Raw genomic sequence first — 15,981 nt, 5'->3', positions numbered from 1 at the left:
CAATGAATCCACTATTACTTTCCATAATAACTATTAATTATAATAATTATTATGGTCTTCAAAAAACTATTCAAAGTGTAATAAATCAGAATTGTAAGAATTTTGAATATATTGTAATTGATGGAGGTTCAACGGATCTTAGTGAAAACCTTTTAGAAGAGTATAAAGATTTTATTTCTTATTCCGTTAGTGAAAAAGATAAAGGCATTTATAATGCAATGAATAAAGGTATAAATAAAGCTAAAGGAAAATATATTTTATTTCTTAACTCAGGAGACGTTCTTTATGAAAATAATGTTATTGAAAAAATTGAAGATTATCTTTATAATGATTTTGATTTCATTTGCGGTAATTTACATTATATTGAAGATGGAAAAACCTTTATTAGGAAACATCCAGAAGTTTTAACTTTTAGTTATATTGTATCAAAGATTATTTCTCATCCTAGTACTTTTATTAAAAAAGAAATGTTTGAGGTGTATGGATTGTATAATGAACAAAATAGAATTGTGTCTGATTGGGAGTTTTTCTTTAAAGCGCTAGGTTTAAATGGTGCTTCTTATCAGTCAATTAACGTTACCATCACCAATTTTGATATGACAGGGATATCCTCAACAAATTATAAAATGGTAGAGGATGAAAAAAAGAATGTATTGAACAAATACTTACCAACAGTTTTTAATAATGAAAATGATAGTTATATTTTTAATAAATTTATAGAATCTAATAAAAGAATAAATTTACTTAGAGAAATAGATCAAAAACCCTTTGCAAGGAAAATAACAACAATATTATTAAAAGGTATAAATTTTTTTATAAGATTATAAATGAAAAAAGCATTTATTACGGGAGTTACAGGACAAGATGGAGCTTATTTAAGCGAGTTTTTATTGAAAAAAGGCTATATTGTTCATGGTCTTAAGCGTAGATCTTCCCAATTCAATACAGATAGAATTGATCATTTGTATCAAGATCCACATGTAGAAAATCGCAATTTTTTCTTGCATTATGGAGACATGACTGATAGTACAAATTTAATACGCTTAATTAAAGAAATTCAACCAGATGAGATTTATAATTTAGCAGCAATGAGTCATGTTCATGTATCTTTTGAGATTGCTGAATATACGGCTAATGCTGATGGATTAGGAGCACTAAGAATTTTGGATGCAGTACGAATGTTAGGATTAGAGAAGAAAACACGTATTTATCAAGCTTCAACTTCAGAATTATATGGAAAAGTCAGTGAAGTACCGCAAACAGAAAGAACCCCTTTTTATCCGAGATCTCCATATGCTGTAGCAAAGCTTTATGCTTATTGGATTACAGTAAATTATCGTGAAGCATATGGAATGTATGCATGCAACGGAATATTATTTAACCATGAATCACCAATAAGAGGAGAAACTTTTGTAACAAGAAAAATTACTAGAGCAGCTTCTAGAATTGCTTTAGGATTACAAGATAAATTGTATTTAGGAAATTTAGAAGCACAACGTGATTGGGGACATGCTAAAGATTATGTTCGAATGATGTGGCTGATTTTACAAGCAGAAGTTTCTGAAGATTGGGTTATAGCAACTGGTAAGACAACAACAGTAAGGGAATTTGTGAAAATGGCTTTCAATGAAGTTGGCATAGTATTAGAATTTAGAGGAGAAGGAGTAAATGAAAAAGGATATGTATTAGAATGTAAGGATAAGAGATTTAATATTAAAAAAGGAACTGAGGTCATATCAGTGGATTCTAAGTATTTTAGACCTACAGAAGTAGATATATTGAAAGGTGATGCAAGTAAAGCTAAAGAAAAATTAGGATGGGTTCCTGAATATGATTTGCAAGATTTGGTTAAAGAAATGATGGAAAGTGATTTAAAATTGATGCAAAAGCAGTTGTATTTGAAAGAAGGTGGCTTTAACACCAAAAACTATTTTGAATAATGGATAAAAATTCTAAAATATTTGTTGCTGGACACAAGGGATTAGTTGGAAGTGCTATTGTTAAAAAATTAGAATCTGAGGGATTTAAAAATATTATTAAATACTCACATTCTGAATTAGATTTAGTTGATACTCTAGCAGTAAAGAATTTTTTTGAAATTGAAAAACCAGATTATGTTTTTTTAGCAGCTGCAAAAGTTGGTGGTATAATAGCAAATAATGTATATAGGGCAGAATTTATATATGAGAATTTAATGATTCAAAATAATGTTATACATCAAAGCTATGTTAATGGAGTTAAAAAATTATTATTTTTAGGAAGCACATGTATTTATCCAAAACATGCACCACAACCTTTAAAAGAGGAGTATTTGTTAACTGATACTTTGGAATATACTAATGAACCTTATGCAATTGCGAAAATTGCAGGAATTAAAATGTGTGAGAGTTACAACCTGCAATATGGAACCAATTTTATTTCAGTTATGCCAACTAATCTTTATGGGCTAAATGATAATTTTGATTTAGAAAAATCCCATGTTTTGCCTGCTTTAATAAGAAAAATACATTTAGGAAAAGCTTTAGAGCAAAATGACTGGAATACAATAAAAAACAATTTAGATAGATTACCAATTAAGGGATTAACTGGTAAAAGTTCAGAAAATGAGATATTAAATGTTTTAGAATTATTTGGAATAAAAAGGGATAATGAAAAAGTAATTGTTGAAATATGGGGTTCAGGTAAGCCATTAAGAGAATTTCTGTGGTCAGAGGATATGGCGGAAGCATGTGTTTTTTTGATGCAAAATGTAAATTTTAATGATTGTGTTACAAATTTTAATGACGGAAAAATAATAAATACACATATTAATATTGGAACAGGAAAAGAAATTTCTATATCAGATTTAGCAATATTAATTAAAAACACCATTGATTTTAAGGGAGAATTTTTATTTGACAGTTCTAAACCAGACGGTACCATGAGAAAACTGACAGATACAACTAAAATAAATTTATTGGGTTGGAAATATAAAACGGAAATAGAGCAGGGGATTGCTAAACTTTATGATTTTTATAAAGGTTAAAAATAGAGCTTCAAGTTTTAAAATATAATTATGTTTAAATTAATCATTGTGAAAAACCAAATAAAAAAAGTAATCAATTCACTTCTTTATATAAGAGATTTATATACTTTTTCTGAAAAATATAAAACACAAACTTATTTTTTACTAGGGTACTATTCTTCGACAATAATCTCGTTCAGATGAGAAAAATCATTTCCTTATATAGAAAATGTAACAAAGTAGAAAGTATATTTGTATTTTCATTAATTAAGTATCTTAAATACAAATGGTTTTTTTCTAAGAATATTACTCCTCATCATAGCGTGACTATAAAAGGAGTTGCCAATATTTTTTCTGATTTCCCGTTGAGTATTGGAATGGAATATGTTGGATTTTCTCATAAGTCCGATATAACTTTTTTAAATATTTGTGGAAGATTACAAATAAATGGTTCTTATTCTATTGGGAGAGGATGTCGTTTTGATATTGCTGAAAAAGCAATTGTAAATATAGGTAAAGGAGGATACATTAATGTAAATTCAACATTTATTATTATGCATGGTCTTACTATAGGCGACAATTGTATAATATCATGGGGTTGTCAGTTTCTTGATGAAGATTTTCATCGTATTGAGTATGAAGGACAAAAGAAGGTAGCCAATGAAATAGTAATTGGTAATAATGTATGGATAGGATGTGGTGTAAAGATTTACAAAGGAACAAGGATTCCTGATGGCTCAGTTATTGCAGCAAATTCTGTTGTTAGGGGTGTTTTTACAAAAAAGAATGTTTTAATAGGAGGTCATCCAGCAAAAATAATCAAAGAAAAAATTAATTGGAAATAATCTGATGTTAAAAAAAATATGTTCAAAAATCTTGATAAAATTAGTGCCACAATTATCATTGATAATAAGAGATAAAGTTGGGTTACACTGGATTGAAAATTTGGAACAAAATGTAGAGAGGGATGTGATAACACAATTCCATTCTCCATATACATTGATAGATTGTAAAATTGGAAAAGGAACATATATATCTTCTAATAGTAAAGTGTCTAATACAAGAATTGGACGTTTTTGTTCCATAGGACCCAATTTCGTTTGTGGTTGGGGAATTCATCCAACAGAAGGAGTTTCAACCAGTCCTTATTTTTATAGTACTGCCAAACAAAATGGTTTTACGGTGGCGACTGAAAATTTGATAGAAGAAAGAAAACCTATAGTAATTGGAAATGATGTTTTTATTGGGGCTAATGTTACAATTTTAGATGGAATCACAATAGGAGATGGAGCAGTTATAGGAGCTGGAGCAGTAGTTTCAAAAAACATTCCTGATTATGCTATCGCTGTGGGTTGTCCTATTGAAATAAAAAAATTCAGGTTTTCTAATGAAAAAATAGAAGAACTAAAAAATATAAAATGGTGGAATTGGGAAGATGAAGATTTAAAATTGATTAATTTATATTTTTTTGATATAGATAAAATTATAGAAATTGCAAAAGAAAAATAAAATACTATTAATCGGTCCAATAGGCGATTTTGGAGGAAGAGAAATTGAAGCTGGTTTCATAGCAAATTCATTATCTAAAATAGCTTATGTAACTATTTTGACTACTATTAATTGTTCATCAAAATCTCAAATTTTTAGTTTTATTGATAAAAAACAATTCATTAGTTTATATTCTTTACTTTTTAAAAAGTATTTTAGTTTAAGGTTTTTTGCCTTTTTAAGTTATTTTAAATCGGGTTTTAAGAATCAACCTCATTTTTATGTTAATAATTCAATATCTAGGAAAAGAGGATTTGCTGAAATATCAAAAGAAATAATTTTATCCCTTTTGAAAGATTATGATTTAATTTTTATTTGTGCACAACCATCAAGTACCTATATTAAAGATATAATTGAACATAGTACTAAACATAATATTCCAGTTATTTTTAGACCGTCAAATACTATTAAAAAAACAGATTGTCAGTATAAAGATTCGTTGAAAAAAGTATCAGTTTTTATTCATCATTCTATTAGTAATGCCACCAGATTTGATTTCATTAAAGAATGTAATTATTTAATAATTGATCAATGTTGTATAAATGAAACAGAGCTACTAAAAGTTAGTCCAACTCAAAAAATGAATAAATTATTATTCATAGGAAGATTGTCTGAAGAAAAAGGAATTCAAGAGTTAATTGATTTTTGTTCAAAAATTAAAACAATCTCATTAGATATAGTAGGTGACGGGTTTTTAATGAAAAAGCTAAAAGATAGGGTTGAAAAATTAGACAATATAAAATTATTAGGATTTAAGACGCAGAGAGAAATTATAGATTATATAAAATTGTCTGATGCAATAATAATTTCATCTTATGAAGAATCAGGACCTTTAACAGGATTAGAGGCTATGGCATCTGCTAGAGTAGTAATTTCTACGAAAGTTGGAGCAATGGAAGAACGATTTTATGGTTTGAAAAATCAATTTTGGTTTTCCATTAACGACTTTTCTTCTTTTGAAAATTTAATTTTGAAGTTACAAAATATAGAAAAAGAAGAATTAATAAAAATAGCGAATGAAAATAGATTAAAGTATAATCAGCACTATTCTAGGCAAATAATAGAACAACAATATATAGATGTAATAGAACCATTTTTTAAAAAATGATACTTGTATGAGAATTGGAATGAATCCACAAAAACAGTCAAAAAAAATAGATTTAAAATACCAACATAGGTTAATAATTGTGGTATTTATTCCTAATTTAGAAGGATATTATCAAAATGTGTTTGAAGTTTTTAAATTATGTTTAGAATCTGCAATAACAACAGTTAATGATAAATGCGCAATAACTATTGTTAATAATGCTTCTTGTGAAGAAACCACAAATTATCTTAATGAAAGTTTTAAGAAGGGTAAGATAGATACTTTGATTCATCACAAAGAAAATATAGGTAAAATGGACGCATTAATTGGTGCTGCTAAAGGAAGTCGTGAACCATTAATAACACTATCAGATGTAGATATTTTATTTAAATATGGTTGGCAAAATGAAATTGAAAATATATTTGCTTCTATGAAAAATGTAGGTTCGGTATCTCCAATACCTGTTAGAAAATCAATGCGCTATGGAACAACATCTACCTTGCAAAAGGTTTTTACAGGTAAAGTTAAACTAACTTTTGAATCAATTAAAGCTAATTTTGATGATCATAATAAATATTTAAAGAGTATTAACTGGGAAATAGAAAATGAAGAAAATTTAAAATGGCCAATTATTTCTCAAAATGGAGTAAAAGCAATTTTGGGAAGTGGTCATCAAATCATGACTTTAAACCGTTTAATTTTTCATAATACAGTTCCTATTGAACCTTCTTTAACCTTAGTAGGTAATAACTCTGAGTTTCTATATTGCGATGAACCAGTAGATATTTCAGGCGGAATGAGATTAGCAACATATAATAACTTTGCTTTCCATATGGGAAATAAAGTTGAGAATTGGATGATAGAAATTCAAGAAGAAAATATTAAAAAAAGAGAAAATAATAAATTTAAAAGTGTAGATATATCTAAGCTTATTTTTAAACCCAAAAGGCAGAGTAAAAAACAATTCTTACTTAAGCAACGAATTATTATAAAATTTTTTAATTTGTTCTACAGTCATAAAATTAATTAAATGAGTACTAATACTATTGCTATAATTCCAGCTCGTGGTGGTTCAAAAAGATTACCAAAGAAAAATATTAAATTACTAGGAGATACTCCTCTTGTTGCTCATAGCATTTTATATGCAAAAAAGCATTCCTTTATAAAAGATGTTTATGTTTCAACAGATGATGAAGAAATAAAAAAAATAGCTTTAGAATATGGAGCAAAAGTTATAGATAGGCCAAAGGAAATTTCGGGAGATAATGAGCCAACTGTTTCAGCATTAAAACATGTTTTGGAAACTATAAGTGTAGAAATTGAAAATGTTGTTTTACTACAAGTAACAAATCCATTAAGACAAGCTGATTTGTTGCAAAATGCTTATCAGGTTTTTAAAGATAATAATTGTGAAAGTTTATTTACTGTTTCCCAAAATCATCACAAATTAGGTAAAATTAAAAACAATAAATTTGAACCTTTTAATTATGAATTTGGTCAAAGAAGTCAAGATTTAGATCCTCTGTTTTACGAAAATGGACTATTGTATATAACCAAAGCTAATTTAATTTTTGAGGATATCATTATTAGTAAAAATGCCTTCCCTTTTCAAATAAATCATATTTTTGCAACTGTAGATATTGATACAAAAGAAGACTTTGAATATGCAGAATACCTGTATAGTAAATATATAAAAATATAATTGAGAATGAACCCTTATATAGAAATTTCAGGAAGAAAAATTGGACAAGATTTTCCACCTTTAGTTATTGCCGAAATTGGTATTAATCATGAAGGCTCTTTACAAGTAGCGAAACAAATGGTTGATGCTGCATATAAAGCAGGAGTTGAAGTAGTAAAGCATCAAACGCATATTGTTGAAGATGAGATGAGCGGTGCTGCAAAAAAAGTAATTCCAGGAAATGCAGATGTTTCTATCTATGAAATAATGGAGCGTTGCGCTTTAAATGAACAAGAAGAGTTAGAACTAAAAAACTATGTTGAAAGTAAAGGCATGATTTTTATTTCTACTCCTTTTTCAAGAGCTGCTGCTGAAAGATTGAAGAAATTTGATATTCCAGCTTATAAAATTGGTTCGGGAGAATGTAATAATTATCCTTTATTAGAGCATATTGCTTCATTTGGTAAACCTGTTATTTTAAGTACAGGAATGAATACTATTGAAAGCATTCAAAAAGCAATTGCTATTTTTGATAAGCATAAAGTTCCAGTTGCATTATTGCATACAACTAATTTATATCCAACGCCTATTCATTTGGTTCGTTTTGGTGCTATGGTAGAGATGCATAATGCTTTTCCAGATAAAGTTTTTGGTTTATCCGATCATACTTTAAATAATAATGCTTGTTTAGGTGCGGTTGCTCTTGGAGCTTCTATTTTAGAACGTCACTTTACAGATCATATGCAAAGAACAGGACCAGATATTATTTGCAGTATGGATGAGAAAGCTTGTAAGGAATTGATTGTTAGTTCGGCTGAAATTGCACTTATGCGAGGTGGAACCAAAAAACCTGCGAAAGAAGAACAAGTAACTATCGATTTTGCTTTCGCAACAGTTTGTTCTATAAAAAAAATTAAAAAAGATGAAATTTTTACCAAAGAGAATATTTGGGTAAAGAGACCAGGAACAGGTAAAATCTTAGCCGAACATTTTGAATCATTATTAGGGAAGAAGGCGACTAGAGATATCGAAAATGATGAACAATTAGATTTTTCTGATTTTGAGTAAAATAAAAAAAATATTATTTCTTACAGGAACTCGAGCTGATTTTGGTAAAATAAAATCATTACTTCAAATTTTGGAAGAACATTCAAATTTTGAACCTTTTGTTTTTGTTACAGGAATGCATTTACAAAAAGAATATGGTTATACTTTGTTAGAAGTAGAACGTTGTGGATTTACAAATATATGCACATTTGAAAATCACACGCATGAAACTACAATGGATTTGACATTAGCTAAAACTATTGAAGGTTTATCTACTTATGTAAAGGAATGTAACCCAGATATGATTGTTATTCATGGAGATAGAGTAGAAGCATTAGCAGGAGCAATTGTAGGAAGTTTAAATAATATTTTAGTAGCACATATTGAAGGAGGTGAAATCTCAGGAACAATTGATGAGTTAATTCGACATTCTACAAGTAAAATGAGTCATGTACATTTTGTTTCAAATAATCAAGCAAAAAAACGACTTATTCAAATGGGAGAAATAAAAGATTCTATTTTTGTTATAGGATCTCCAGATGTTGATATTATGTTTTCAGCAAATTTGCCTAACTTAAATGATGTTAAAAAGTATTATGAAATTCCTTACAAAGAGTATGGAGTAGTAATGTTTCATCCAGTTACTACTGAAGTAAAACAAATGGAAGAATATGCTACAAATTTTGTAGAAGCTTTATTAGAAGATATGCATAACTATATCGTTGTTTTTCCTAATAATGATTTAGGAAGTAAAGCTATTTTAAAAGCATATGAAAAATTAAAGGAAAATTCAAGATTTAGAATTTTTCCATCTTTACGTTTTGAGTATTTTTTAACATTATTAAAAAATGCACAATTCATTATAGGAAATAGTAGTGCAGGAATAAGGGAAGCTCCATATTATGGTTTGCCAATTATTAATATTGGAACACGTCAACAAAATAGAGCCATTCACGCAGATATTATTCATACGAATTATTCTAAAGAAAGTATTTCGGATGCTTTAAAAAGAATAGATACTCATAATGTTGTTAAAACGAGTGGAGATTTTGGAAAAGGGAATAGTGCTCAATTATTTTTGAAGTCACTTTTAAATAATGAGATTTGGTTATTAAACCATCAAAAACAATTTAGAGATATTTAATGTTATTCAATTCTATTGATTTTGCCATATTCTTGCCAATAGTATTTTTATTATATTGGTTTGTAGCTCAAAATAACTTGAGGTTGCAAAATTTACTTATTGTTGTTGTAAGTTATATTTTTTATGGATGGTGGGATTACCGATTTTTATCATTAATTGTTTTTAGTACTATAATAGATTATACTGTCGGAGTGTTACTTTCAAAAGAAAAAAGTATAACTAAAAGAAAAGTTTATTTATGGATTAGTATTGTTATTAATTTGGGTTTCCTAGGTTTTTTTAAATATTATAATTTTTTTCTAGATAATTTTGTAACTGCCTTTTCTTTTTTTGGACAATCAATATCAGGAAACAGTTTAAAAATTATTTTGCCAGTTGGTATTAGTTTTTATACTTTTCAGACGTTAAGTTATTCTATTGATGTTTATAAAAATAAACTAGAACCAACAAAAGATTTTATTGCCTTTTCAGCTTTTGTATGTTTTTTTCCTCAATTAGTTGCAGGACCAATAGAAAGAGCTACTAATTTATTACCTCAATTTTATAAGAGAAGATTTTTTGATAAAGAGCAAGCTATTGATGGATTGCATTTATTTATATGGGGACTTTTTAAGAAAATTGTTATAGCTGATAGTTGTGCTGTATATGTAAATACTATTTTTGAAAATTATGAAAACTTAAATTCATTAAGTCTCTTTCTTGGAGCTGTTTATTTTGCTTTTCAAATTTATGGTGATTTCTCTGGTTATTCTGATATGGCAATTGGATTATCTAAGTTTTTTGGGTTTAATTTAATGAAGAATTTTAACTATCCCTATTTCTCAAGAGATATTGCAGAATTTTGGAGGCGTTGGCATATTTCACTCTCAACTTGGTTTAGAGACTATTTGTATATTCCACTTGGTGGTTCAAAAGGAAATAAATTAAAACAAGTAAGAAATGTATTTGTGATATTTGTCGTTAGTGGATTTTGGCATGGAGCTAATTGGACCTATATAATTTGGGGATTTTTAAATGCTCTATTTTTTATTCCTTTATTAGTGATTAATAAAAACAGAAAGAATATTGATATTGTTGCTTCAACATCTTTTTTTCCAAATATTTATGATTTCATAAAGATGCTTGTAACATTTTTAATGGTTGTTTTAGCATGGGTTATTTTTAGAGCAGATTCTATTTCAACAGCAATTAAATATTTAACTAAAATTTTTCAAGTAAATTTTGATGGAGGTATTAATTATTTATCAATAGAAAGGTATTCTGTCGAGAATTTATTATTAATTTTTGTTTTTATTTTTATTGAATGGATTTCAAGAAAAGAAAGTCATCCTTTTTTCGGAAAACATATTTTAGTCAAAATTAGTTTTGTATTAATTAGTTTATTCTTATTTGGTGTATATTCACAAGCTAAGGACTTTATTTATTTTCAATTTTAATGAGAAGCTTTATAAAATATATAGTTAACCTAATAGTTATTAGTTTATTAATATTAATTATAGGAGATATAATCTATACTTATACTTTCTATAAATGTATACCTAGAAATAAATTACAATATGTTTTAAAAAACTATGATAAAAACTATGATAAAAACTATGATAATGTTTTTATAGGATCATCAAGAGTCGCAAATCATATTGATGTGAAATATTTAGATTCTCTTTCAGGTCAAAAAAATCTAAATTTAGGTGTTGAAGGAGCTAATTATGCAGATAATTTATTAATGCTAGAATTATTTATTAATAATAAAAACAAGGTTAATAAAATTTTTCTTCAGTTAGACCATTTTTATGAATACAATGAAATGTCCGCAATTGCTAATTCAGATGCTTTACCATTCATCAGAAATGAAGTAATTAGCTCTCATTTTAAAAAATATGACAAGCAATATTATTCTTATTATTACTTACCTTTTTATAGATATCAATCAGCAGATTTTAAAATAGGATTTAGAGAGTTCTTTATGAGTGCAATTAATAAAAGATCAAAAATAGATTTTAATTATGGATATATCCCTAAATATGATAGTGGAGATATTACAATTCCTGAAGAGTTTCCAAAAAAAATTGCTGATAAGAATATTTTTGTAGAAGAAATAATTAATTTGTGTAAAGAAAACGATATTGAACTTATATTGTTTTGTTCTCCATTTTGTTCTTATACAAGAGATTTAACTTATGTAGATAACTTAAAAAAGAGATATTCTAGTTTGAACAATTATTCAAAAGCTATGGATGATACTTTTTTTAGTAACTGTAGTCATTTAAACTATAAAGGAGCTAGAGTATTCACTCATATAATTTTTGATAATCATATAAAAAATGAATAAAAAAAATAAAATATTGCTCTTATTCCCAGATGGAGTTGGGATACGTAATTACCTATATTCAGATGTGTTTAGAAATTCGGAAGACGATTTGGTTTTATTTCATAACTTTGATGAAGTTACTATTAAAAATATTTCTACAATAACAGATATAAATTCCGTTTATAAAATTCCTGTTTATAAAGAAACTATTAAAGAGAAGTTTCTTAGAGAGCTAATTTGTTTGTTGCGATTAAAAAATAATTCTAAAATAACTCAAAATAGCTCTATTTTATCCAATTGGAAAACAAATCATAAGACTATAAAAAACAAGGTTTTTTATAAAATGATAGAGTATTCTTCTACTTTTATAAATAGTTATAATCAAATTCTTTTTTTTGAAAAAAAATATCAGAAAACGATTAGAAAGACACAATATTATCGAGAAATAAATCAAATTCTTAATGAGATAAAACCCGATGTAATCTTTTGTTCACATCAAAGAGGTGTTCAATGTGCTACTATTTTTGCAGCAGCGACTGATTTAAATATTAAAACCAAAACCGTGATTTATTCTTGGGATAATTTACCAAAAGCTCGCTTGGCATTAAGAGCTGATAAGTATTTAGTTTGGTCAAATTACATGAAGAAGGAAATAGAAAACTATTATCCTGAAATTAATCAAAAAAGTGTAATTGTAACAGGAACACCACAATTTGAATGCTACCAAAATAAAGACAACATAATTCCTAAAGAAGCGTTTTATAAAAAGTATGATTTAAATCCTTTAAAAAAGATAATTTGTTTTTCTGGAGATGATATAAAAACGTCTCCCGATGATCCAAAATATTTAGATGATTTAGCAGATGAATTAATTAAAAATGATTTAGATAAAGAGTATCAAATCTTATTTAGAAGATGTCCTGTAGATGTTACAGGACGATATGAATCAATTATAAACAAATATCCTGAATTGATAAAAGAAGCTCCTCCTCAATGGAATTTTGACAATAGTAAAAGCTGGACTACTATTTATCCTCTAAAAGAAGATGTGAAGTTATTAGTCTCAACAGCTTTTTATTGTGATGTTGTTGTAAACGTTGGTTCTACAATGGCTTTTGATTTTGCAATGTTTCAAAAACCTTGTGTTTTTATTAATTATGATCAAATAAATAAAATAGATAAAAGTTGGTCTGTTAAAACAATTTATCAATTTCAACATTTTAGAAGTATGCAAAATCCTAATGCTGTTTTTTGGTGGAATGAGAAAACAGATTTTAAAAATATATTAAATCAAGAATTTGATAACAAGGCAATGAATGATTGGAAAGAAACTATACTGTCAGATTATAAAAATGTTTCATTAAAAATAAGAAACACCTTAAATTTACAATAATGTTAAAACATATTTGCTTTATACCACCTTATGCTTATCCAAAAGAAGGATTTTCTCATGGAGGAATTGGTAGCTTTACCAAAAGTTATTTGCCAGACTTAGTAAATAGAGGATTTAAAGTAACTTTGATCGAGTTTAATAAAAAAGAATCAGTAAAAATAATTGAAGGAATTACCATTATTCATTTAAAAAGGAGTAAAATAAGAGGAATTTCATGGTTTCTCAATGCTCTAAAAATAAATAATAAACTTAAAGAAATTCACAATGAACATCCAATAGATATTGTAGAATCTGCGGAATTAGGACTAGCTTTTATTAAAAAAAGAACCAATATAAAGTATATAATTAGACTTCATGGCGGACATCATTTTTTTGCTGAATCAGAAAATAGGAAAATAAATATTTGGAAAGGATTTCAAGAAAAAAGATCCTTTAAAAAATCAAATGGGTTTATAGCAGTTTCAAATTATGTAAAAAAACATACGAATTTTTTTTTAAGTTATCATAATAAACCAATTGAAGTTATACCTTCAACCGTGAATTTTAAATTGTTTACGCCTAAAAGGGATGTGGTTATTAATGAAAATGTCATTTTATTTGCAGGGCGACTTTGTGAAAAGAAAGGAATAAAAAATTTAATTCTTGCTATGCCTCTAATCCTAGAAAAATATCCTAGTATGGAATTGCATATTTATGGTAAAGATTCTTTCAAGGAAAACAGGTCTTATATGAGATTTTTACTAGAAGAAATTATACCGCAGATTGGATTGGCAAAAAAAAATGTAATTTTTAAAGGAGAAATACCTATTGAAGAATTAGTAAATAGATATGCTTCTTCAAAAATTTGTGTTTTCCCTTCTTACATGGAAACTCAGGGGCTTGTTGTTATTGAAGCAATGGCAATGAAAAAAGGAGTTGTTTTTTCTAAATATGGACCAGGATTAGAAGTTATAAATCAATATGTTAACGGACTGTTATGCGATCCTTATGATATCAAATCAATCGCAAATGAAGTTCTTTGGATGTTGGATAATCCAGAATCTTTAAAAAATATTGAAGAAAAAGCACTAGAAACAATAACTAAGAACTATAATTTAGATAATATTGCAAATAGAAATATTAATTTTTACCTCAATCTTTTATCTCAATAAATGAATTTCAAATCAATATTTAAAAAACGAAATTATAACTATTTCTTTCAGTTAATCAAACCTTACAATGATTCTGTTAGAAATATACCAACAGATATTTCTGAAATTAATGATATTGATAAACTTTCAGATTATTTTGATGTTACGCATTATAAAAAAATAGTTGTTGTAGCTAGTGGACCATCTTCAAATAAAATAAAGCTGGAAGATGATGCGTTGTATATATGTACAAATAGCTCGCTTCAATTAGTTAAAAAACAAAGTTTTATATATATCATACACGATCCGTATTATTTAACAATTTATTTAAAGTCATTTCCAGGATATCAATTTTGGAAAGGAACTGTTTTTTGGATAGTTAATAACAATTCTAAAATAAATAATACTTCATTTCAAAAGGTATTTAGGTATTTATTAAAGAAATCTAGAATAAAAAAAGAAATCTTGATTACTGATTTTGATTACAATGAAAACTCTAAAACTTTGGACAAGTCTTTGAAAACGTATTTAAAATCTAAATTTGATTTCCAATATAAAAGTATTAATTCAGGATTTAATTGCGTTTTAATAGGATGTGTTTTAAGTCATTTTAATAATATACCTATTGAAGTTTTTGGATTAGATATGGGTGAAGGTGGAGATGTATATTTTAATAAAAAGGCAAATATAGGAAAGAGCATTAAAGGAGAAAATAATAAAATAATTGTAAAAGATTTTTTACTTAAAGCATATCAATCAGATATAAATATAATTAATTATTCAAATTTTATGAATTATGAAAATGGGAAATGAATTTACAACTTGTAAAGTGTGCAATAGCAAAATAGACGCTGTAAATATAAAGTTTGATCTTGTAAAATGTAGGTCTTGCGAATTCGTGTTTTCTAAAACAATTTTTACGGAAGATGAGTTTATTGCAACGTATGACCGACTTTATAATTCTAAAGAAGATTTAAAATACAATAAACATACAATTGAAGAATATAATAAATTAAAAGATAATTTAATTGAGATAGGCTATAATCGAAAAAGGATTATCAATAAAATTATTTCTAATACACCTCAAAATATATTAGAAATAGGATCTGGTATTGGTTTAATAGGAATGTTTTTAAAGAAATTTAGTTCTGTGACTTATACAGGTTTAGAATTAGATAAAAAAACACATGAGCGAGCTTTGTCTTTAGGAGTAAATTCTGTCAATGGAGATTTTTCAAAAATGAAAACGCTTGAACAAAAATTCGATGTAATTATGATGTGGGAAGTTTTAGAACATTTGCAAGATTTAAACCTATTTTTTCAATTGACTAAAGAACGACTAAAACCAGAAGGTCTTTTCGTTTTTTCTGTTCCTAATTTTGATAAAATAAAAAATTATTCAAATCCAGGAGATGCTATACATCAAAGTGGACCTCCTATACATTTGAATTTTTTTACTAAGAATTCCGTAAAAAATGTATTGAATAATTTTGGTTTTGAAATAGTTAATTTAAGAGAGAAAAAAATGCCATATTTTAACTATAAAGATTTAAATTTCTATAAAATGTTTTTCAAATCTTTATTAGGCAAATATAATGGACCTACACTTTATGTGGTGGCTAAACTAAAAAACTAATAA

At 26.9% G+C, this 15,981-nt stretch carries 16 protein-coding genes; all 16 read left to right on the top strand.

Annotation, left to right across the window (positions count from 1 at the left end; all coding sequences use genetic code 11):
• The first annotated feature begins 2 nt into the window (after positions 1-2).
• Complete coding sequence (locus tag SY27_RS17245; RefSeq protein ID WP_045972696.1) at positions 3-827, top strand: glycosyltransferase family 2 protein; 825 nt, start codon at positions 3-5, stop codon at positions 825-827.
• Positions 828-1,940 carry a GDP-mannose 4,6-dehydratase gene (gmd, locus tag SY27_RS17240; RefSeq protein ID WP_045972694.1) on the top strand — a complete coding sequence of 371 codons (1,113 nt, stop codon included), beginning with the start codon at positions 828-830 and terminating at the stop codon, positions 1,938-1,940.
• A complete protein-coding gene (locus SY27_RS17235; RefSeq protein ID WP_045972692.1) occupies positions 1,940-3,025 on the top strand; it encodes a GDP-L-fucose synthase in 1,086 nt (361 codons plus the stop codon). Before gmd ends, SY27_RS17235 begins: the two co-directional genes overlap by 1 nt.
• Before the next feature lie 179 nt (positions 3,026-3,204).
• On the top strand, positions 3,205-3,849 hold the full coding sequence (locus SY27_RS18385) for an acyltransferase (RefSeq protein WP_052705417.1): 645 nt from the start codon (positions 3,205-3,207) through the stop codon (positions 3,847-3,849).
• 31 nt (positions 3,850-3,880) lie between these two features.
• Entirely contained in the window at positions 3,881-4,513 is a 633-nt protein-coding gene (locus SY27_RS17225; RefSeq protein ID WP_200894168.1) for a CatB-related O-acetyltransferase, read from the top strand.
• Entirely contained in the window at positions 4,497-5,660 is a 1,164-nt protein-coding gene (locus SY27_RS17220; RefSeq protein ID WP_045972688.1) for a glycosyltransferase, read from the top strand. The genes SY27_RS17225 and SY27_RS17220 overlap by 17 nt, the downstream gene beginning before the upstream one ends.
• A 7-nt stretch (positions 5,661-5,667) precedes the next feature.
• Complete coding sequence (locus SY27_RS17215; RefSeq protein ID WP_045972686.1) at positions 5,668-6,669, top strand: glycosyltransferase; 1,002 nt, start codon at positions 5,668-5,670, stop codon at positions 6,667-6,669.
• A complete protein-coding gene (locus SY27_RS17210; protein ID WP_045972685.1) occupies positions 6,670-7,341 on the top strand; it encodes a cytidylyltransferase domain-containing protein in 672 nt (223 codons plus the stop codon).
• Between the two features lie 6 nt (positions 7,342-7,347).
• Positions 7,348-8,388 carry an N-acetylneuraminate synthase gene (gene neuB, locus SY27_RS17205; protein WP_045972682.1) on the top strand — a complete coding sequence of 347 codons (1,041 nt, stop codon included), beginning with the start codon at positions 7,348-7,350 and terminating at the stop codon, positions 8,386-8,388.
• Position 8,389: 1 nt separating this feature from the next.
• Entirely contained in the window at positions 8,390-9,511 is a 1,122-nt protein-coding gene (gene neuC, locus SY27_RS17200) for a UDP-N-acetylglucosamine 2-epimerase (protein ID WP_045972846.1), read from the top strand.
• The gene (locus tag SY27_RS17195; RefSeq protein ID WP_045972680.1) at positions 9,511-10,947 is read left to right on the top strand and encodes an MBOAT family protein; all 1,437 of its coding nucleotides are present in this window, start codon (positions 9,511-9,513) and stop codon (positions 10,945-10,947) included. The genes neuC and SY27_RS17195 overlap by 1 nt, the downstream gene beginning before the upstream one ends.
• Positions 10,947-11,840, top strand: coding sequence for a hypothetical protein (locus SY27_RS17190; RefSeq protein ID WP_045972678.1), 894 nt, complete (start codon positions 10,947-10,949; stop codon positions 11,838-11,840). Before SY27_RS17195 ends, SY27_RS17190 begins: the two co-directional genes overlap by 1 nt.
• Entirely contained in the window at positions 11,833-13,212 is a 1,380-nt protein-coding gene (locus SY27_RS18380) for a hypothetical protein (RefSeq protein ID WP_052705415.1), read from the top strand. The genes SY27_RS17190 and SY27_RS18380 overlap by 8 nt, the downstream gene beginning before the upstream one ends.
• Complete coding sequence (locus tag SY27_RS17180; protein ID WP_045972676.1) at positions 13,212-14,363, top strand: glycosyltransferase family 4 protein; 1,152 nt, start codon at positions 13,212-13,214, stop codon at positions 14,361-14,363. The genes SY27_RS18380 and SY27_RS17180 overlap by 1 nt, the downstream gene beginning before the upstream one ends.
• Positions 14,364-15,155, top strand: a complete 792-nt coding sequence (locus tag SY27_RS17175; RefSeq protein ID WP_045972674.1) for a hypothetical protein — start codon at positions 14,364-14,366, stop codon at positions 15,153-15,155. It abuts the gene before it with no gap.
• Positions 15,145-15,978 (top strand): bifunctional 2-polyprenyl-6-hydroxyphenol methylase/3-demethylubiquinol 3-O-methyltransferase UbiG, encoded by an 834-nt coding sequence (locus SY27_RS17170; RefSeq protein ID WP_161794172.1) that lies wholly within the window; start codon positions 15,145-15,147, stop codon positions 15,976-15,978. Before SY27_RS17175 ends, SY27_RS17170 begins: the two co-directional genes overlap by 11 nt.
• Positions 15,979-15,981 lie beyond the last annotated feature (3 nt).

The organism is Flavobacterium sp. 316 (assembly GCF_000967805.1).
In the GTDB taxonomy this organism is placed as follows: domain Bacteria; phylum Bacteroidota; class Bacteroidia; order Flavobacteriales; family Flavobacteriaceae; genus Flavobacterium; species Flavobacterium sediminilitoris.
This window is presented reverse-complemented; position numbering and strand designations above follow the sequence as displayed.